Source organism: Bacteroides sp. AM07-18 (assembly GCF_003602695.1).
GTDB lineage: Bacteria > Bacteroidota > Bacteroidia > Bacteroidales > Bacteroidaceae > Bacteroides > Bacteroides uniformis.
The window spans coordinates 1-20371 of the sequence record NZ_QTLM01000010.1 but is presented as its reverse complement, the minus strand read 5'-3'; the positions used below and the strand labels follow the sequence as shown (position 1 = coordinate 20371).

The 20371-nt window shown below is 45.1% G+C and carries 13 protein-coding genes; 8 read left to right on the top strand and 5 right to left on the bottom strand.

Annotated features, from left to right (window positions below; translation table 11 throughout):
* Positions 1-12 precede the first annotated feature (12 nt).
* Complete coding sequence (locus DW096_RS12665; protein WP_120028706.1) at positions 13-3015, top strand: glycoside hydrolase family 55 protein; 3003 nt, start codon at positions 13-15, stop codon at positions 3013-3015.
* 106 nt (positions 3016-3121) lie between these two features.
* Here DW096_RS12665 and DW096_RS12660 read toward each other — a convergent pair whose 3' ends face one another.
* The 5 genes from DW096_RS12660 to DW096_RS12640 form a co-directional block, all read right to left on the bottom strand.
* Positions 3122-3568 (bottom strand): hypothetical protein, encoded by a 447-nt coding sequence (locus DW096_RS12660; RefSeq protein ID WP_005831967.1) that lies wholly within the window; start codon positions 3566-3568, stop codon positions 3122-3124.
* A gap of 66 nt (positions 3569-3634) precedes the next feature.
* A complete protein-coding gene (locus DW096_RS12655) occupies positions 3635-4735 on the bottom strand; it encodes a DUF6340 family protein (RefSeq protein WP_120028705.1) in 1101 nt (366 codons plus the stop codon).
* A gap of 170 nt (positions 4736-4905) precedes the next feature.
* Positions 4906-8241: a preprotein translocase subunit SecA gene (gene secA, locus DW096_RS12650; RefSeq protein ID WP_005831963.1), complete on the bottom strand. Its 3336-nt coding sequence runs from the start codon at positions 8239-8241 to the stop codon at positions 4906-4908.
* Between the two features lie 97 nt (positions 8242-8338).
* Positions 8339-9907 carry an alkaline phosphatase family protein gene (locus DW096_RS12645; protein WP_057089745.1) on the bottom strand — a complete coding sequence of 523 codons (1569 nt, stop codon included), beginning with the start codon at positions 9905-9907 and terminating at the stop codon, positions 8339-8341.
* Positions 9907-11127: a DUF4105 domain-containing protein gene (locus DW096_RS12640; protein WP_087331776.1), complete on the bottom strand. Its 1221-nt coding sequence runs from the start codon at positions 11125-11127 to the stop codon at positions 9907-9909. The genes DW096_RS12645 and DW096_RS12640 overlap by 1 nt, the downstream gene beginning before the upstream one ends.
* A 505-nt stretch (positions 11128-11632) precedes the next feature.
* On the opposite strand from DW096_RS12640, the gene DW096_RS12635 reads away from it, so the two are divergent.
* The 7 genes from DW096_RS12635 to rlmN all read left to right on the top strand — a co-directional run bounded on the left by DW096_RS12635 (position 11633) and on the right by rlmN (position 20330).
* Positions 11633-12364, top strand: a complete 732-nt coding sequence (locus tag DW096_RS12635) for a type III pantothenate kinase (protein WP_118930899.1) — start codon at positions 11633-11635, stop codon at positions 12362-12364.
* Complete coding sequence (locus DW096_RS12630; protein ID WP_057089747.1) at positions 12351-13613, top strand: hypothetical protein; 1263 nt, start codon at positions 12351-12353, stop codon at positions 13611-13613. Before DW096_RS12635 ends, DW096_RS12630 begins: the two co-directional genes overlap by 14 nt.
* 45 nt (positions 13614-13658) lie before the next feature.
* A complete protein-coding gene (locus DW096_RS12625) occupies positions 13659-14984 on the top strand; it encodes a M48 family metallopeptidase (protein WP_118930898.1) in 1326 nt (441 codons plus the stop codon).
* 4 nt (positions 14985-14988) lie between these two features.
* Complete coding sequence (gene lptC / locus DW096_RS12620) at positions 14989-15615, top strand: LPS export ABC transporter periplasmic protein LptC (protein WP_117865908.1); 627 nt, start codon at positions 14989-14991, stop codon at positions 15613-15615.
* A 4-nt stretch (positions 15616-15619) separates the two neighbouring features.
* A complete protein-coding gene (locus tag DW096_RS12615; protein WP_005831951.1) occupies positions 15620-16876 on the top strand; it encodes a hemolysin family protein in 1257 nt (418 codons plus the stop codon).
* Positions 16877-16998: 122 nt separating this feature from the next.
* Positions 16999-19137, top strand: a complete 2139-nt coding sequence (locus DW096_RS12610) for a SurA N-terminal domain-containing protein (RefSeq protein WP_005831949.1) — start codon at positions 16999-17001, stop codon at positions 19135-19137.
* A gap of 152 nt (positions 19138-19289) precedes the next feature.
* Entirely contained in the window at positions 19290-20330 is a 1041-nt protein-coding gene (gene rlmN, locus DW096_RS12605) for a 23S rRNA (adenine(2503)-C(2))-methyltransferase RlmN (protein ID WP_008665254.1), read from the top strand.
* Positions 20331-20371 lie beyond the last annotated feature (41 nt).

Genomic DNA, 20371 nt, shown 5'->3' with positions numbered 1-20371 from the left:
ACAAACTGTGTAATGAGAAATTATCAAATAATGAGATACCTGCTGATAGTCTGTTGGATTATCGGTAATATGCCGTCCGGGTGGGCGGCAGAGGGTGGTTCCACCTATACGCAAAGACCGGACGATCCGGAAGCATTCTACTTTACCCCGGAGAATTACGGCTTCAAGGCTGATGGAAAGTCCGACGTGACCGATGCACTTCAAGAGGCAATCAATCAGGTGAAGCGCGAAAAGAACTTTGGGATACTGTTTCTGCCGGAAGGAAATTATCGCATTAGCAAGACGATTCAAATTCCCTCATCCATCCGGCTGATTGGTTATGGGAAGAAACGGCCGGTGATTTATTTGGGAGCCGATACACCCGGTTTCCAGACTACTCAAAATTATATGATATGGTTTACGGGAGGGCTGGCACAAGAGGGCAGGAAGCCTTCGGATGCTGGTGCAGGTACTTTCTATAGTGCGGTGTCCAATGTGGATTTCCGTATAGACAAAGGTAATCCTCAAGCCGTCGCCATTCGTGCGCATTTTGCCCAGCATGGATTTATCAATCATTGCGACATTCGGATTGGTTCGGGAAAAGCCGGCATGTATGATGTTGGCAATGAACTGGAAGACGTCAGGTTTTATGGCGGTGAATATGGGATAATTTCCTCCAGGACTTCTCCGGGATGGCCTATGATGATGGTCGATACTTACTTTGAGGGGCAGAGAAAGGCGGCTGTCTATTCAAAAGAGGTGGGGTTTGCCATCGTCAATATGCATGTGAAGAATACGCCCGTTGCCTTTGAAATGGCAGAGAATCTGGCAGACCGCCTTCATGTGGAGAATTCGTTGTGGGAGAATATTTCGGAAGCCGGTGTCAGGGTAAGCGTAGAGGGAAATACTTTTTCGCAATTGAATCTGGTGAATGTGGATTGCAGGAATGTTCCCGTACTGGTGGGCTATGCTCAAAGTGGAAAGAAAGTTGCCGGAAAAGCAAAAATGTACAGAGTCAAGGAGTTTACTTACGGTCTGGTGTATCAGGATTTGAATGATGCTTCTTCTTTCAGGGAAATATGTGAAATAGAGCCGGTGGCAAAACTGCCGGTTACACTTGGCAAGGACCTTCCGGTTCTTCCGGCAATGGAGACATGGGTCAATATCCGAGACTTAGGGGCAAAAGGTGATGGCGAGACTGATGATACGGAAGTTTTTGAGAAAGCTGTCTCTTTGCATAAAAACATCTATGTGCCCCAGGGTTGGTATCGCCTGACGAGAACGTTGAAGCTGTCTCCCGGTACTAAGCTGATTGGGCTGCATCCTTTTGGGACTCAATTTCTGTTGAAGGAAAGCGAGCCTGCATTCAGTGGTTTCGGCGTGCCTGTGCCTTTGGTTGAATCTTCCGAAGGCGGCGACGACATGCTGAATGGCATAGGTATTAATACCGGTGCGTATAATTACCGTGCTGTCGGCTGTAAATGGATGGCGGGTGAGCGTTCGTACTTGAATGATGTGAAGTTTGTAGGCGGGCACGGCACCTTGCGCAAACCGGCTCCGAATGTTTCCGGACAGTCGTCTTACCGCAGGGGCGAGCGTCGAATTAGTTCCCCGTCTTCTCCGGTCATGGAGACCGGTAAGGATATGGCTTGGGACAACCAGTATTGGAGTTTGTGGATTACAAACAATGGCGGCGGGACAATTAAGGATGTTTGGACAGCCAGTACGTATGCTGCCAGTGGGCTTTATATTAGCGAAACGAAGACTCCGGGACGTATTTATGCCATGTCTTTGGAGCATCATGTCCGTACTGAAGCCCGTTTCCATAATGTGGCCAACTGGAAAATTTATGCTTTCCAGTTTGAGGAAGAAGGTCGTGAAGGGCCTGATTGTTATATGGCAGAAATGTCCAATTGTCAAAATATCGAAATGGTAAATGTGTGGATGTATCGCGTTATCCGTGCCTTTATGCCGAAGAGGATAGGTTTCCGCATATGGGATTGCAAGAATATCACTTTCCGTAATATGCACAATTATACGCAGATATTGCCAGTCATAGAGTTTCCTATATATGATATGAATAAGAAGTTGCCCGTTTATTCGTGGGACTTTGCCCGTCTCACTGTTTCGGGTAGCGAGAAGAGCCTTCGCCCTTCCTGCACGGTCATGGACAAGCCTGTGAAGCTGGCTACCGGTTTTGAACTGGCCTCCGGAGCTACTACCGACAGTAAAGGAAATATCTACTTCTGTGAAAACCGTCTGAAGAAAATCTATAGATGGTCGGCAGACACGGAGCAGATTACTTTGATAGCCGATTATCCCTGGAAGCCTTTTACATTGACTACTGATACGCAAGACAATCTGCTGGTTATTTTCCGCTATGACCCTCAGCCGGGTTATCTGGTGAACGGCAAGCAGGAAACGGTAGTGCGCTTGCCGGATGATAATCCGATGTACAGTGGTTGGGGTAACAGTGGCTGGAGTGCTTGGGGGTATTCTTTTAATCCGGATAACGTGGATGCTACGATGAAGCCTATGCCACGTGTCGTTACAGCCGGTATGAAGAATATACAGAAAGTCATTCACCCTTCCAGTCGTTGGAGAGGTGACTTTGACAAGGTGGTTGCCAGTATGCCTGAGTATAGTTTTGTCGCTCCGGATGGCGTGACAATTATTCCGGATACCTATGATTTGGGGCGTTCTTGTGCTTTGACTGTTACAGTTCCCGGTCAGTCAGAACCGGTTTATATTGTAAATGAGATGAATAAAACGACAGTACAACTTTCCGTTGGTGGGGATGGCCGTTTGACAGAACAAGGAATAATATGTCCTTATGGCCAATACAGTAATGTGACCGATGCTGACGGAAATGTCTATGTTGCTGATGGTGAAATATTTGTCTATGACAAATATGGTAAAGAGCAGAGACGTATTCAGATAGAAGAACGCCCGATTTCCTTGGCAATTGGTGGAAGGCAGAAGGATATGCTTTTTGTTACCACCTCAAGTTCTTTCTATGGAATTAAGATACGTTAGGTATTGTATAGGTAAAAAAGAATTAGCCCCTGCGGTCGTTTTATATCGCAGGGGCTAATTTATTATAAGAAGGTCTCTTTTCCTTATAGGCTGATTGTTTGGAATATTATTTTTCCAGCAGCTCTTTCAGAAAAGAATCCAGTTCCTCATCCAATCCTTTCAGTAGCTCTTCATTGACCAATAGAGTATCATCATCCATCAGCAACAGTTCTGCTATTGTTTCTCTATCATCATCCACCAGTACAAAAGAGAATGGTTTCAGAATAGTCAGCTTGTCGAACTTTCCTTCATTTTTCATGTTGCAGAGCAGTGAGGACAAGATACGCTCTACATTTTCGTAGAAATCATCCCCCTCGTATGTCATCCATTCTTCAATGGAAGTATTGGCAAGCTCTTCATCTTCATCATCAAAGATAGACAGTTCGCCCGAATTCTGATTCGGTTGCAGATGAATGTCTGTAACGATAGTCTGTTCGCAACCGCAGGTGTATTTGCCGATTGCTTTTTTAAGAGTGTCCTCCAAGAGTGCTAATGACGATTGACTGAGCTTCATAATAACTTTCTTTTCTTAATGGTTGTTCAAAGGTATAAAAAAAACGGTTATCTCTGCATCATTTGACTAAAAATCATCATCAAATCTGTTCATTTGCATGTTCAGGCGTGCCATTCCCTCTTTTCGTTTCTCCAATTCGTCTACATACATGCTGATAAAGATGTAATAGGAGATGGTTCCATCATGTATTTCGCCTGTCTCTTTTTTGTCTGTCTTGCTTTTCTCACGGGCAAGGGTTTGCGCTTTTAATGCCCATTCCAAGGCAGTATCTATGCTGTCTTGCATTTCGTAGCCCAAAGCGGTGTTATAGGCTGCATACATTTTCTGTTTTCCTTTTTTTGTTTCGTAGGTCTGCTTCCAGAGCTCTACTGCTTTACTCCAATTTTCTTCTTTGGCATATACGGCTGCGTCACGCATATTTACAGAACCACCACTGAAGAGATAGCGGTTACCAGTTTTCCAATAAGGGAGTAGATGTCTTACCGGAACCGTTCCTGCAAATTCAGATGCTTGCTTCACCATGTCTTCTTCGCTGATGAGGCGGGAACGTACTGACGCTTCACCATTTCCTGCCTCTTCCCAGAAAATACTGTCATTGCTGTTGACGGTCACCATAGGACCTTTGCGGTTAGGTAAATATATTCTGACGGTAGGATATACCTTTACATCCACTGTGCCGAGGAACACACCCCAGTCGGGCATATAACTTATCTTGCGATTGGAACGCATTTGTATGTTTTCCAGGGCTATCAGGAAATCTACGTCCAAATTCTGTGTAAGTTCCAGTACTTCATCTCTCGATAATGTGCTTTCGCGGGGATTGATGTCTTTACTCCGGAGGGCAGAGTCGCATATCACAACCTCTTCAAAGTAGTTTTCGTTGGCAAGGGCCTCTGCAAGGGATTCGGTTGTTATTGCGGCGTCTCCATTGTAGTAGTTGGTGAGGCGTGCCACCTCATTCTCGCTTTTTTTCTGTTCTTCCTCAGTGATGATGAGTTTGTTGTCCGGTACGTTTGGCATGTTGTTGACAACAGCCACACGTTTCAGTGTTGCCGGGAAACTGACTTCTGCCGGAAGCATATAATCAATGGACAGTTGTTCTACACTCTGGCAGCTGCCTAACAGCAGAGACCCCATCAATAACAGACAATAGTGATATTTGGTCATAGTCTTTGGTTTTGTTCTTTGGAGCAAAAGTACTCTTTTAGCTGAATATTCAAAAGCTGGAACGAATAAAAAATGTGATAATGTGGTAGGAGAAAAAGTGATAGGGTGATAAAAGATACCTGACGGTATCATCTTATCACCCTATCGCCTTATCATTTTATAGCTTTGCTTTATGCATTCCGTCCGTGGCAGTTTTTGTATTTCTTACCGCTTCCGCAAGGACAAGGATCATTGCGTCCTACGGTCTTCTCGGCACGGATAGGTTCGCGTCTTGGTTGTTCACGTGTATCTTGTGCCGCAGCGGCCTGCTGGTTCGGGTCATTCAAATCAACCTTCTGTTCGCGATACTTGCTCATATCCTGGCGTTGTTCCGGAGCAGCCTGGCGCACCTCTACTTGGCGGGGAGCCTGGGGAGCCTCAGGGGCTTCAGCCGGAGCCTCTTGTACCGGGATTTGTCCACGCATTAAGATAGAGATAGTCTGATTATTAATCTTATTCACCATGGCATCAAACAAGTTCACAGATTCCAGCTTGTAAATCAGCAGCGGGTCTTTCTGCTCGTAACTTGCATTCTGCACGGAGTGTTTCAGCTCGTCCAGCTCGCGCAGGTTTTCTTTCCATGCTTCGTCGATGACGTGCAGCAAGATGGATTTCTCGAATGACTTCACCACCTCCTTACATTCTGTCTCATAAGCTCTCTTCAGGTTGCAGGAGATGTTGTACATACGTTTTCCGTCTGTGATGGGGATAAGTATGTTTTCGTACATGTGTCCCTGCGTTTCGTATACTTGTTTGATGACCGGATAGGCTATCTGTGCCATACGTTCTGTCTTGCGTTTGAAGAGTTCCATGGCAGCGTCAAAAGTTCTGTCTGCCAGTTTTTCTTTCTTCTCATTACGGAATTCCTCTTCGGTGAAAGGTACTTCCATGGCAAGTGTCTGGAGCACATCCATCTTGCAGTTTTCGTAGTCGGGCGCTTCAATGGCATTGGCACAACGGTCCCAAATCATGTTCACGATATCCATGCCGATACGTTCGCCCATCAAAGCGTGGCGGCGTTTGGTGTAGACTACTGTACGTTGCTTGTTCATCACGTCGTCATATTCCAACAGACGCTTACGGATGCCGAAGTTGTTTTCCTCAACTTTCTTTTGCGCACGTTCAATGGATTTGGAAATCATGCCGTGTTCAATCATTTCACCTTCTTTGAAACCCAGTTTGTCCATTACACTGGCAATGCGGTCACTGGAGAACAAACGCATCAGGTCATCTTCCAAAGATACGAAGAATACAGAAGAACCCGGGTCGCCTTGACGTCCTGCACGACCACGTAACTGACGGTCCACACGGCGTGATTCGTGGCGTTCTGTACCGATGATGGCAAGACCGCCTGCAGCTTTCACTTCCGGACTCAGCTTGATGTCGGTACCACGGCCGGCCATATTGGTAGCGATGGTTACAGCACATTTCAAACCGGCAGTAGCCACAATATCCGCTTCCTTCTGATGCAGTTTGGCATTCAATACACTATGTTCAATCTTACGCATGGTAAGCATTTTGCTCAACATTTCAGAGATTTCAACAGAAGTGGTACCCACCAGTACGGGGCGTCCTGCTGCCACCATTTTTTCTATCTCTTCGATGACTGCTTTATATTTTTCACGTTTTGTCTTGTAAACGCGGTCATTCATGTCATTACGGGCAATGGGGCGGTTAGTCGGAATAACCACTACATCCAGTTTGTAGATGTCCCACAACTCGCCGGCTTCTGTTTCTGCCGTACCGGTCATACCGGATAGTTTGTGGTACATACGGAAATAGTTCTGTAATGTAATGGTGGCAAAAGTCTGGGTGGCAGCTTCTACTTTCACGCCTTCTTTGGCTTCGATGGCTTGGTGCAAACCGTCAGAATAACGACGTCCTTCCATGATACGTCCCGTCTGCTCATCCACAATCTTCACTTGGCCGTCAATTACCACATATTCGTCATCTTTCTCGAACATGGTGTATGCCTTCAACAGTTGGTTGATGGTATGCACACGTTCGCTTTTGATGGCATAGTTGGTCATCAGGGCATCCTTCTTTTCAAGGCGCTGTTCGTCTGTCAGCTCTGTTTCGTTTTCCAAGGCAGAGAGTTGCGCTGTGATATCGGGGAGTACGAAGAAAGTGGGGTCCTCTACATTGCTACTAATCAAGTCTACGCCCTTGTCCGTCAAATCCACGCTGTTCATTTTCTCTTCGATAACGAAGTACAGCGGGTCAGTCACCTCGTGCATGCGCTTGTTGTTCTGCTCCATGTAGATTTCTTCGGTCTTCAGCATACCGGCCTTGATGCCTTGTTCGCTGAGGAACTTGATGAGTGCCTTGTTCTTGGGCAGGCACTTGTGACTGCGGTACAAAGCGAGGAAGCCTTCTTCCTGGTCTTTCTTATCGTTTGATGCAATCAGGCGCTTGGCATCGGCCAGGTATTGGGTAGCCAGTTTTTTCTGAGCTTCTACCAGACGTTCCACTTGCGGGCGGAGCTGTTCGAAGAGTTGGTCATCGCCTTTGGGAACCGGTCCGGAGATAATCAGCGGAGTACGGGCATCATCAATCAATACTGAGTCCACCTCATCGACAATGGCATAATTATGTTGGCGTTGTACCAGGTCTTTGGGGCTGATAGCCATGTTGTCACGCAGGTAGTCGAAACCGAATTCATTGTTTGTACCGAACGTGATATCTGCCAGATAAGCTTTGCGACGGGCATCAGAGTTGGGCTGGTGCTTGTCGATGCAATCTACACTCAAACCGTGGAACATGTAAAGAGGACCCATCCACTCGGAGTCACGTTTTGCCAGATAGTCGTTCACTGTTACCACGTGCACGCCGTTACCAGTCAGGGCATTGAGGAATACCGGTAGGGTAGCTACCAATGTCTTACCTTCACCGGTTGCCATTTCGGCAATCTTACCTTTATGTAGAACCACACCACCAAATAGCTGTACATCATAATGTACCATGTTCCATACAGTATCGTTACCACCTGCTATCCAATGGTTCTGGTAGATGGCTTTATCGCCTTCGATGCGTACAAAGTCTTTAGTGGCAGCCAGTTGGCGGTCAAAATCGGTAGCTGTAACCACTATTTCTTCATTTTCAGAGAATCGTTTGGCTGTTTCCTTTACAATAGAGAAAGCGGTGGGTAATACTTCGTCCAGCGCTTTTTCATAAATCTCCAATATCTCTTTCTCGATTTTGTCGATTTGGTTGAAGAGGTCTTCGCGTTTTTCCAGTTCGGTATCTTCAACGCTGGCTTTCAGTTCTTCCACTTTGGCGCGTTGTTCGGCTGCCGAATCGTGGATGTAGGCTTTCAGTTCTTCTGTCTTGGCGCGTAGGGCGTCGTTGTCGAGTTTGGCTACTTCCGGGTAAGCGGCTTTGATTTTCTCCACCCACGGTTGTATTTCTTTCATGTCGCGTGTGGATTTGTTGCCGAAAATCGAGCTTAAAAATTCATTAAATCCCATTATATATTTGTTTTTATTATTATTGCTGAGTTAGTTGAGCGTGCAAAGTTACTGATTTCTATACAGATTATCCAGATTTGCACAGATTATTTTAGAATCAAAAGTCAAGGGGAGATGCTGTACTTGCATTAGGGGCGCGGATGCGCATTACACTTGCCAAGGTAGGGGCAATGCGGTCAATACTGATGGGGGTACGGATGGTTTCAGCCTTCATTCCTCCTCCCAATAAAATGAGGGGAGCAGGAATATCGGCCGTACGTACTACACGGTTATCAGTACTATTTTCCTGCATGATAGTCCAGCCCGGGAGTATTTCAATGAGCAAATCGCCAGAGCGCTTGCGATGAAAACTATTGCGTATACGTTCTATTTGCGGTGACCAGGGGCCCAAAAGCAGGCGATGAGCTGAATATACTTCGCTCACGCCACTAAACTGAACCAGAAATTCGGCAGATTTTTCTTGAATTTCAGTCAGGCTCAACTGCTTGTTCTCAATAAGTTTATGGTTGAGATAGATTTGTTGGTCATAATAAGCTTCCACATATTGTCCCTCGCCATAGGATGCCATGAGGTACATGTTTAGCAGGGCGGCACAGCGGTTCAGGTAGAATTCACCACCCGGTATCCGGTATACGCCCGGGTCGGCTGCTTCCGGGTCGGCATAGCCGGTGGAGGTGATGCAGAAAAGTACGTTGTGGAGCCCAACTTTACGTTCTATGAGCTCTAATAAGGAAGCTATACTACGGTCCAGTCGCACGTAGGTGTCTTGCATTTCCATGGCACATTCCTGCGTACTTCGGTGGTTATAATTTCCTGCGTAGTAAGTCAGCGATAATAGGTCGGGCACGTCATCTTGTCCGATAGTGCTCTTATTCAGCAGCTCTTCGGTCAGCAGGTTGACTTCCTCATTGATGAAAGGGCTGGTTATCAAGCGGCGGAACTTGTTTGTCCGTTCACCATCCAGCTTGTATTTGAATGGCTCGTTGCGCCATTCGGGCAGAAATGTATAGTTGGTAAAAGGAAGTGCAGGTGTCCATACCATATCCTTGATACGGTAGTCGGGAGATTTCCGGTCGTTGTATTGACTCAGCCACCACGGAAATTCATTATAATAAGTTGTACTGCACCATTTTCCGGTATTGTTATTAAGCCAGAAGGCACCGTTCCCCGCGTGTCCGGCACCCAATATGGCGGCATCGCGGAAAGGTGCGATGGCGTAGACCAGACCTTTGTTGCGGGTAGCTATTTTCAGCTCGTCGGCAATGGTGGAGGTCAGTAATAGGGAGGGGGAAGTGCTTTCGTCGGTATAGTTGCCCATGAAGTTGGGGTCTTCTACACAGTCTATGGGGCGTAGTGTACCTGCATCCAGCCACTGCTCTGCAATGATGCCGTTCATGGACGGTGTTGTCCCGGTATAGATGGCGGCAATGGCCGAGGCTCGGTCCGTTCCGCAAAAAGGAAATTCTGCTTGACGGAATACTTTACCTTCACGCAGTAAGCGCTTAAACCCCTTTTCTCCGTATAAGGACGAAAATGCTTCCATATAGTCTGTACGCAACTGGTCAATGGTCAATGTTACCACCAGCTTTGGGGAGGCAGGCAGCGGTTGGGCTTGCAGACCACTGAATGTAAGTGCGAGTATGGAAGTTATCAGTCCTTTTTTCATTACTTTCGTTTGTATGTTAGAATGAGGTTGCTTGCAGAACGTATCAGCAAACACAGTGCCAAAGGTAATACTGCTGGCGGAATTCTCTGCGGAATTATTGTCCAAAGCCCTATAAAAAGTGTTAAAACTGCAAAATTAACCAGCATATAGCGGCTTATTTCCCTTTTTCGTACCCTGGATAGCATGAATGGAAGGCAGAAAAGGTGAAATGGATGGAATACAAATAATATATAATTGGGACTTACTGCCGGATGCTGTGAGAATAGTGCTAAAAATGCCAGTATACATCCGGCTATTCCGGCAATCAAAAAGAGTATGAGGTCTATGCCCCAGAGAGTTTTCCCTCTTCGTATGCCGTAAATGCTGATGCCTGCTACAAGTATCAGTAATAGCGAAGCCGACTGCATCGGTGTGATGCCTCCGCTGACGAAGTCGGCTGGTGTTTTACCCGTTACTACGATTTTTTCTTCTTTAGCAACCAGTGGCCGTGTTTGTCCTTCTTTGTCCACAATCTGCGCTTTATTGAAATACTCCTGCATGTAGAAGGGGACGAACATTGCCAGCCGCCGGTTGATGGGCTCGTCTGCTTTGCTGCCCATGCATAGGTCCATGCCGAAACGTGACCACAAATGGCCTTCACTGTATTTATGCAGCAAATCCCTGAAAGAGATTCCCGTACTGTTAGCAGTCATATTGTCAGCGTATTGCAGAGTGCCGTTGATGGCACGCTCTATCTGGTCCCGCGGGCGGGTGGCACAATTGTCGTAGAAAAAATTGTAACGGTATACTCGGTTTTCAGGGCGGTAGTTCTCTGTCAATAGTGCTATCAGGCGTTCTTTTTCCTCTTCGGTTAGGTTTAACGTCTGTTGCCAGACATCGCGTCCCAGATAGTTGTATTCGGCGGCGAAATGCTCATAATCGGTGACTCCAAGTTGATAATCCGTTTCTCCCAAGGCAAAACGGAAGATGAAGTTAGGGGCGTTGAAGTTGAACATGCCGTAATTGAAGACGGCGTCAATGCCACGTGTATAGTTCTCGTATCGTATGGCAGTGTGTCCGAATAGGGAATAAATCTCTCCTCCTGCAGCGCAAGTCAGTAGGCTGACGCGTACGGAGTCTGTTGCAGCAGTCTTTTGCTGTTGTGTCACCTGGGCATTTGCTGAAGGCAAACAGAAGAAAAAGATTACTATATATATATGTATAAGTAGGCTTCGTTTCATGCTGCAAACTTACGGAAAAAACTAATATTATCCCAATTTGTGATTAGGAACTAAAGCGGTTATTCGCGTTGTTCCGGTCATCTGTGTCCGAAGAATCTTTTTTAATTATGAACTTGATACAATTCTTAATTCGCATTATTGGTTGTTTTGAATCAACTGTCGAGTACGAGTGGTAGGTATTTTCTATTTACAAACGATACGGGTGCAAGAAATAGTGGTATATTGAACCTGATTCAGTCGTATACTGAATGCCATTCAATCGTATACTGAATAGGGCTCAGTCGTATACTGAATGTAGCGCATTTAGCTGTATTGATAATCAGATGGTTGTGGTATGATGCTGTGGCTTTAATAAATTTCAACAGAATGTAGAAGTGGCATTGTGATTGTTTGGTGCGGATGTGAATAAGAATTCTTGTGCAGTTGTTCTTCTAATAAAGAGGTGGTTTCTGCTGAATTTCAATATTAATGTTATATCTTTGCGCCGCTAAATTTATGCAATACGGTGAATCTCATTATTGATATAGGAAATACAATCGCCAAGATGGCGGTGTTTGATGGTGGACGTATCGTGGAGGTGGTGTATGACTCCAATCTGACGTTGGAACGGTTGCCTGAAGTATGCCGTACATATACGATTGAAAAAGCGATAGTGGCTACTGTCATTGATTTGAGTAGAGAGGTGTTGTCGCAACTGGAAGGTATGGCTGTCCCTATTCTGTGGCTCAATGAAAAGACTTCTCTTCCGGTAGAAAACCTCTATGAAACTCCCCGGACGCTGGGGTATGATCGTATGGCGGCGGTGGTAGGAGCCAATGAGCAATTTCCTGGCAGGGATATACTGGTGATTGATGCCGGTACCTGTATCACTTATGAGTTTGTTGATGCTGCTGCCCGCTATCATGGCGGGAATATCTCTCCCGGCCTGCAGATGCGTTTCAAGGCGCTTCATCAGTTTACCGGACGGCTTCCAATGGTGGCTCTTGAGGGGCGGATGGTGCCCATGGGGAAGGATACCGATACAGCTATCCGTGCCGGAGTACTGAAGGGTATTGAATATGAAATTTCAGGTTACGTTACGGCTATGAAGCATAAATATCCTGAACTTTTGGTTTTTTTAACGGGCGGGGATGATTTTTCTTTTGATACAAACTTAAAAAGTATCATCTTTGCAGACAGATTTTTAGTGTTGAAAGGATTAAATAGAATTTTAAACTATAATAATGACAGGCTATAGACAAACACTGTTAGTGCTCTTGCTCACGATATTATCAGGAGCGGCAGTCGCTCAAAATAATACAAATTCTCCCTATACACGATATGGATATGGACAGTTATCTGAACAAGGCTCAAGTAACAGCAGGGCGATGGGTGGTATTGCCTATGGTTTACGAGACAAGTACCAGACTAACTTCGCTAATCCAGCATCCTATACGGCGGTAGATTCGTTGACTTTTATCTTTGATGGAGCAGTCTCTCTACAGAATACAAACCTCAGTAACGGTACTCTGAAACGAAATGCCAAGAATTCCAGTTTTGATTACATCACGATGCAGTTTCGTGCAAGTAAATGGGCTGCCATAAGCTTGGGATTGTTGCCTTATTCGAATGTGGGATACAGCATGGGAGAGTACCGGGAAGATACGGAATTCCCAGACAAATCTACGACGGTAAGCTATTCGGGAGAAGGAGGTCTGCATCAGCTTTATTTAGGTGCGGGCTTTAAAATAATTAAAAATCTTTCTGTCGGTGCGAATTTTTCGTATCTTTGGGGAGATATAACAAGAACCGCTGCGGAAACCTTTCCGTCCAGTTCAAGTGTATTTCCTATTACAATACAGTCTAATGTGGCTGTAAAGAGTTATAAGTTGGATTTTGGAGCGCAGTACACCCATCAGTTTGGGAAAAAGCATGTTGCAACGTTGGGAGTCGTCTTTTCTCCGGGGCATGATTTGAGTAACGATGCGTACGAAGTTACGCAGACTGGTGATAGCAATACGGGAGCTACTTCGGCAACGAGGGACACTATTGTTACTTGCGGCATTCCGACAACATTTGGCGCAGGTGTGACGTACGTGTACGACAATCGTCTGACGGTAGGAGCGGATGTGATGTTCCAGAATTGGAGCAAAGTGAGCTATATGAACAATGACGAGGCGTTTTGCGACCGTGGAAGAATATCCGTTGGTGCAGAGTATCTGCCGAATCCTATGGGAAGAAGTTATTTGTCTCATGTGAAGTATCGTTTGGGAGCTTATTATTCCAAACCTTATTATAAGATAGACGGTGTACGTGCCGCTGATGAATATGGTGTTACTGCCGGTTTTGGATTACCCATACCGAGAACCCGTTCTGTATTGAGCCTTTCTGCGCAATACGTGCGAACCAAAGGAACCCAAGCAGCGTTCTTGAACGAAAATACATTGCGCATTTGTATCGGAGTAACCTTTAACGAACGTTGGTTCTTCAAGCGTAAAGTGGATTAATGGAAATTGAATAGACAAAAATATAACAACTAAAATTTAAATACAATGAAAATTAAGACGCTTGTGGCTGTCTTGCTCCTTTCGGGTGGAGTGACCAGCACTTTCGCACAGACTGAAAATTGTAATTCGAACAGTAGTATCTCTCATGAAGCAGTGAGAGCTGGTAACTTTAAGGATGCATACGCTCCTTGTATGGCTGTATTGAAGGATTGTCCTACACTGCGGTATTACACATTTACAGATGCTCAGAAGATTTTAGTGGGTTTCTTGAGTCAGATTAAGGATAGAAATTCTGCTGATTACAAGAAGTATTTTGATGAGTTGATGGATGTATATGATTTGAGAATGAAGTACATTCCTGAATTCATTGGTAAGGGAATGAAGGGCGTGCCGAGTGTGGCTGATGCCTTGGGTGCCAAAGCTGTGGATTATCTTCAGTTCGCTCCTGCTCCGGACCTTAATACGGCTTATAATTGGCTGAAAGAATCTGTTCATGCTGAAAAGGGTGGTTCCAAAGGTGCGGTGTTGCACTATTTCCTGGATACTTCCATGCAGAAGGTAAAGGCTGATGATAATCATACCGACCAGTTCTTCCAGGATTATATTGATGCTTCCAAGTATGCAGATGACGCACTTGCTGCTGAAACCAAGGAAGCTAAGAAGGCTAACTTGCAAGCTATCAAGGATAACCTCGTGGCCATGTTCATTCAGAGTGGTGTAGCTGATTGTGAATCTTTGCAGAATATCTATGGTCCTAAGGTGGAAGCAAGCAAGACTGACTCCGCTTTCTTGAAGAAGGCATTGAACATCCTGAAATTGATGAAGTGCAACGAAAGCGAAGTTTACTTCAAGGCATCTGAGTACATGTATCAGATTGACCCGACTGCCGATGCAGCTGTAGGTGTAGCATACATGTACTATAAGAAAGGTGACTATGACAATGCCGTGAAGTATTTTGATGAAGCATTGGCTAAAGAAACAGATAATGACAAGAAGGCTGAAATGGCATACGCTACTGCCGCAGCCTTGATGCAGGCCAAGAAACTCTCTCAGGCAAGAAGCTACTGCCAAAAGGCTATGAGCTTTAAGGAGAACTATGGAGAGCCTTATATTTTACTGGCACAGCTTTACGGCTCCAATCCTAACTGGACCGATGAGCCTGCTCTGAATAAGTGTACTTACTTTGTAGTAATTGACAAGCTGCAGAGAGCTAAAGCTGTAGATCCTTCAGTTACAGAACGTGCTAACGAATTGATTGGTACTTATTCCCGCCACACTCCCCAGGCTAAAGACCTCTTTATGTTGGGTTACAAAGCTGGTGACCGTATCACTATCGGCGGATGGATAGGTGAATCTACAACTATCAGATAAAATCATGTTGCTACAACCCATCAACGTTGTTTATCATAAAAATGCGAGCATAACCATTGTCCTTGGGGCAATGGTTATGCTTCTTTTATTTTCTTCATGTTCCGGGAAGAAGAAGGAGCTGGGAGATGCCATTACCGAGCGTGACTCTATGGCAGTGATGGATACCCGCGGGGTGACTACACTGGTGTCTGACTCGGGTGTAACACGTTATCGCATCAATACGGAAGAGTGGCTGGTCTTTGACCGGAAAAATCCTCCTTACTGGGCTTTTGAAAAGGGGGTCTATTTGGAGAAGTTCGACTCTATCTTCCAAGTGGAGGCAAGTATCAAGGCTGATACAGCCTACTTCTTTAATAAGGAGGAGTTGTGGAAACTGATGGGGAATGTGCATATACAGAATTTGAAAGGTGAGCAGTTTGATACAGAGCTGCTGTATTGGGACCAGCGGGCACAAAGAATTTATTCGGATGAGTTTATCCGTATCGAGCAGCCTGACCGTATCATTACGGGACATGGCTTTGAATCCAATCAGCAGATGACTGTTTACACGATTCGCAAGCCGGAGGGTATCTTCTATGTTGACGAGGAGACTGCCGCAGCAGACAGCTTGCAGACTGATACCATAAATTGATAAAATGGATACCGTTATTTTTTTATTGATAACCATGGCTTTCTCTGCTTTCTTTTCAGGAATGGAGATTGCCTTTGTTTCCGTAGATAAACTGCGCTTTGAGATGGAAAGGAAGTCAGGCGTCACTTCCGGTATCATTTCCTATTTCCTTCGCAACCCGAATAACTTCATCTCGACCATGCTGGTGGGTAATAACATCGCGCTTGTCATTTATGGTATCTTGATGGCACAAATCATAGAGGTGAATCTTCTTGCCGGAATTATTTCCAATCATTTTGTAATGGTGTTGGTGCAGACTGTAATTTCCACTCTTATTATTTTGGTAACCGGTGAGTTCTTGCCGAAGACTTTGTTTAAAATCAATCCCAATCTGATGCTGAGGGTATGTGCCATTCCTTTATTCATATGTTATGTCATTCTGTTTCCTGTTTCAAAGTTTGCATCGGGATTGTCGTATCTGTTCCTTCGGATATTTGGGATGAAAGTAAACAAGGAGGCGTCGGCCAAGGCTTTTGGCAAAGTGGATTTGGATTACTTCATCCAGTCGAGCATAGAGAATGCGGAAAGTGAAGAAGAACTGGATGCAGAGGTAAAGATATTCCAAAATGCGCTTGACTTTTCGAATATAAAGATACGCGACTGTATTGTACCGCGTACAGAGGTGGTAGCTGTAGATCTGACCACTACATTGGAAGAATTGAAATGTCTTTTTGTGGAGTCGGGTATTTCCAAAATCATAGTATATGATGGAAATATAGATAATGTGGTGGGATATATTCACTCGTCGGAGATGTTCAGGAATCCGGTGGACTGGAGGAATAACGTGAAGGAAGTGCCTATTGTACCCGAAACGATGTCGGCCCACAAACTGATGAAACTGTTCATGCAACAGAAAAAAACGATTGCTGTAGTGGTGGACGAATTCGGTGGTACGGCGGGTATCGTCTCTTTAGAGGATTTGGTGGAAGAAATTTTTGGCGATATTGAGGATGAGCATGATAACACATCCTATGTGTGTAAGCAGTTGGGTGAACGTGAATATGTGCTTTCGGCCCGTCTGGAAATAGAAAAGGTAAATGAGACTTTCGGGCTCGACCTGCCGGAATCGGATGATTATCTGACAGTGGGCGGTCTGATTTTGAACCGTTATCAAAGTTTCCCGAAACTGCATGAAGTGATTGAAGTGGATAATTATCAGTTTAAAATAATCAAGGTAACAGCCACTAAAATTGAGTTGGTAAGACTGAAAGTCATTGAATAATTTCATTTAGGCGTAATTTTTTAAAGAATAAATGGATGCGTATTAGCATTTTTTGTATCTTCGTGCGCTAAAATGAACATGTTAGGAAAATAATAATAAACAAATAAATCATATTAACTAAAATGGCAACATTACAAAACATTCGGTCTAAAGGACCTTTATTGGTGATTGTTATTGGTTTGGCGCTGTTTGCTTTCATCGCAGGTGACGCGTGGAAAGTGCTTCAGCCACACCAGTCACAAGACGTAGGTGAAGTGAACGGGGAATCAATTTCCGCTCAGGATTTTCAAGCATTGGTAGAAGAATATACAGAAGTCATCAAGTTCTCCAGTGGCAACAGTGCATTGAGCGATGAGCAGACAAACCAAATCAAAGATGAAGTATGGAGAACATACGTCAATAATAAGCTGATTGAAAAGGAAGCAAAGAAACTCGGTCTGGTTGTATCGAAGGCTGAGATTCAGGCTATCATTAATGCCGGTGTGCATCCGATGCTGCAACAGACTCCGTTCCGTAATCCTCAGACCGGTGCGTTTGATAAGGATATGTTGAAGAAGTTCTTGGTGGACTATTCAAAAATGAATAAGGCACAGATGCCTTCACAATATGCAGAATACTATGAATCCATGTACAAGTTCTGGTCTTTCCTCGAAAAGTCCCTTATCCAGGCACGTCTTCAGGAGAAGTATCAGGCTTTGATTACAAAATCTCTTTTCTCCAACCCGGTAGAAGCTCAGGACGCTTTTGATGCAAGAGTAGAGCAGTCAGACCTGCTGCTTGCTGCAGTTCCCTATTCTTCTATCGTTGACTCTACCATCGTTATCAAGGATTCCGATTTGAAAGCTGCATACGACAAGAAGAAAGAACAGTTCAAGCAATATGTGGAAACTCGCAATATCAAGTTCATTGATGTGCAAGTTACTGCAAGTGCAGAAGACAGAGCTGCTCTCCAGAAGGAAATGGAAGAATACACCGAACAACTTACTGCCAATCCTTCTGACTATACTACCTTCATCCGTTCTACCGGTTCCGAAGCTCCTTATACAGACTTGTTCTACACTACTAAGTCTCTGCCTGCTGATGTGACAGCCCGTTTGGACTCTGTTGCGGTGGGTGGTGTGTTCGGGCCTTATTATAACGTATCTGACAATACCCTCAACTCTTTCAAGAAATTGGCTACTGCTGCCATGCCGGACTCTATCGAGTTCCGTCAGATTCAGGTAGTTGCCGAAGATGCTGAAAAGACGAAGACTTTGGCCGACAGCATCTACAATGCTATTAAGGGTGGTGCCAGCTTTGCTGAAGTTGCGAAGAAGTACGGTCAGACCGGTGAGCCTACCTGGATTTCTTCTGCTAACTACGAAGGCGCACAGATTGACGGTGACAACTTGAAATACATTACCGCTGTCACAACTTTGGGACAGAACGAACTGACCAATCTGGCGTTGGGACAAGCAAATGTCATTTTGCAAGTAACCAACAAGAAGGCTGTCAAGGATAAATATAAGGTAGCCGTTATCAAGCGTCCGGTAGAATTCAGCAAGGAAACTTACAGCAAGGCATACAATGAGTTCAGCCAGTTCATCGCTGCAAACAATACTTTAGAGAAAATGATTGCCAATGCGGAAGATGCTGGTTACAAGTTGCTGGATAGAGCCGATTTGTACAGCTCTGAACATGGTATCGGTGGTATCAGAGGAACCAAAGATGCTTTGAAATGGGCGTTTGAGGCAAAAGCCGGTGAAGTTTCTGGTTTGTACGAATGTGGCGAGAGCGACCGTATGCTGGTAGTAGGTGTTGCAAGTATTGTTCCTGAAGGTTATCGCCCACTGGCTTTGGTAAAGGACCAGTTGAGAGCTGAAATTCTCCGTGACAAGAAAGCAGAGAAGATTATGGCTGATATGAAGGCTGCCAATGCAACTTCGTTCGAGCAGTACAAGAATATGGCAAATGCTGTCAGTGATTCTGTAAAGCACGTTACTTTCTCTGCTCCTGCCTATATCCCGGCATTGCGTAGTAGCGAACCTCTGGTAGGCGCGTACGCTTCTATTGCTGAAGTGAACAAGCTGAGTGCTCCTATCAAGGGTAACGGTGGTGTATTCGTTCTGCAACCATATGCAAAAGAGAAGCTGAACGAAACATTCAACAAGGAAACTGAAGAGGCTAACTTGGCTAACATGCATGCACGTATGGCAAGCCAGTTCATCAGTGACTTGTATATGAAAGCCAACGTAAAAGACCAACGTTATTTATTCTTCTAAGAATAGAAAACCCATATTGAAAAGCCGTCCGGTACTTCCGGGCGGCTTTTTCATTGTCTGTACATTTCATTTTCTACACTCTCCGTTGTCTTTGTGCAACTTTATTCCTACCTTTGCATTTTTGAAAGAGTTTTGTTTTAATGAAAAACGATATGCAGAAACGACCTCTATTGGGCTTGACGCTCGCTGAATTGCAGAATGTGGTGAAGAATTTGGGAATGCCCGGTTTCTCTGCCAAGCAGATAGCTTCCTGGCTGTATGACAAGAAGGTGGCTTCTATAGACGAAATGAGCAATCTTTCGTTGAAGCATCGGGAATTGCTGAAAGAAATCTATGAGGTAGGTGCCGAAGCGCCGGTAGATGCCATGCGCTCTGTAGACGGTACGGTGAAATACTTATACCGGGCAGGCGAGGGACATTTCGTGGAAGCTGTCTATATACCCGACGAAGACCGGGCTACGCTTTGTGTCTCCTCTCAGGTGGGCTGTAAGATGAACTGCAAATTCTGTATGACCGGCAAGCAGGGCTTTACCGCCAATCTGACATCCAACCAGATTATCAACCAAATCAGTTCGTTGCCCGAAAGGGACAAGCTGACCAATGTGGTAATGATGGGCATGGGCGAACCACTTGATAATCTGGACGAGGTATTGAAAGCGCTGGAAATAATGACCGCCTCTTATGGATATGCGTGGAGTCCCAAGCGTGTCACCCTTTCTTCAGTGGGATTGAAGAAGGGCTTGCAGCGTTTTATTGGGGAATCGGACTGCCATCTGGCTATCAGCCTTCATTCGCCGATACCTTTGCAACGTCGCGAGCTGATGCCGGCAGAGAAGGCCTTCTCCATCACGGAGATTGTTGAATTGTTAAGAAACTATGATTTTAGCAAACAGCGCAGACTATCTTTTGAATATATTGTTTTCAAAGGAGTGAATGACTCGTTACCGTATGCAAAGGAACTTCTGAAGTTGCTACGTGGGCTGGACTGCCGGATTAACCTGATTCGTTTTCATGCCATACCTGGAGTGAATCTTGAAGGGGCTGATATGGAAACCATGACTGCGTTCCGTGATTATCTGACTTCGCACGGTCTGTTTACCACTATACGGTCATCGCGTGGAGAGGATATATTTGCTGCTTGTGGCATGTTGTCCACTGCCAAGCAGGAGGAGAATAAAGAAGAATTAATATAAATCCTCAAATCCGCAACTAAGCTCTTCAGCGTCCTTCTTGC

Coding starts and splice junctions, on each gene's coding strand:
- DW096_RS12665 (WP_120028706.1), top strand. CDS start 13: ATGAGAAATTATCAAATAATGAGATACCTGCTGATAGTCTGTTGGATT.
- DW096_RS12660 (WP_005831967.1), bottom strand. CDS start 3,568: ATGAAGCTCAGTCAATCGTCATTAGCACTCTTGGAGGACACTCTTAAA.
- DW096_RS12655 (WP_120028705.1), bottom strand. CDS start 4,735: ATGACCAAATATCACTATTGTCTGTTATTGATGGGGTCTCTGCTGTTA.
- secA (WP_005831963.1), bottom strand. CDS start 8,241: ATGGGATTTAATGAATTTTTAAGCTCGATTTTCGGCAACAAATCCACA.
- DW096_RS12645 (WP_057089745.1), bottom strand. CDS start 9,907: ATGAAAAAAGGACTGATAACTTCCATACTCGCACTTACATTCAGTGGT.
- DW096_RS12640 (WP_087331776.1), bottom strand. CDS start 11,127: ATGAAACGAAGCCTACTTATACATATATATATAGTAATCTTTTTCTTC.
- DW096_RS12630 (WP_057089747.1), top strand. CDS start 12,351: ATGACAGGCTATAGACAAACACTGTTAGTGCTCTTGCTCACGATATTA.
- DW096_RS12625 (WP_118930898.1), top strand. CDS start 13,659: ATGAAAATTAAGACGCTTGTGGCTGTCTTGCTCCTTTCGGGTGGAGTG.
- lptC (WP_117865908.1), top strand. CDS start 14,989: ATGTTGCTACAACCCATCAACGTTGTTTATCATAAAAATGCGAGCATA.
- DW096_RS12615 (WP_005831951.1), top strand. CDS start 15,620: ATGGATACCGTTATTTTTTTATTGATAACCATGGCTTTCTCTGCTTTC.
- DW096_RS12610 (WP_005831949.1), top strand. CDS start 16,999: ATGGCAACATTACAAAACATTCGGTCTAAAGGACCTTTATTGGTGATT.
- rlmN (WP_008665254.1), top strand. CDS start 19,290: ATGCAGAAACGACCTCTATTGGGCTTGACGCTCGCTGAATTGCAGAAT.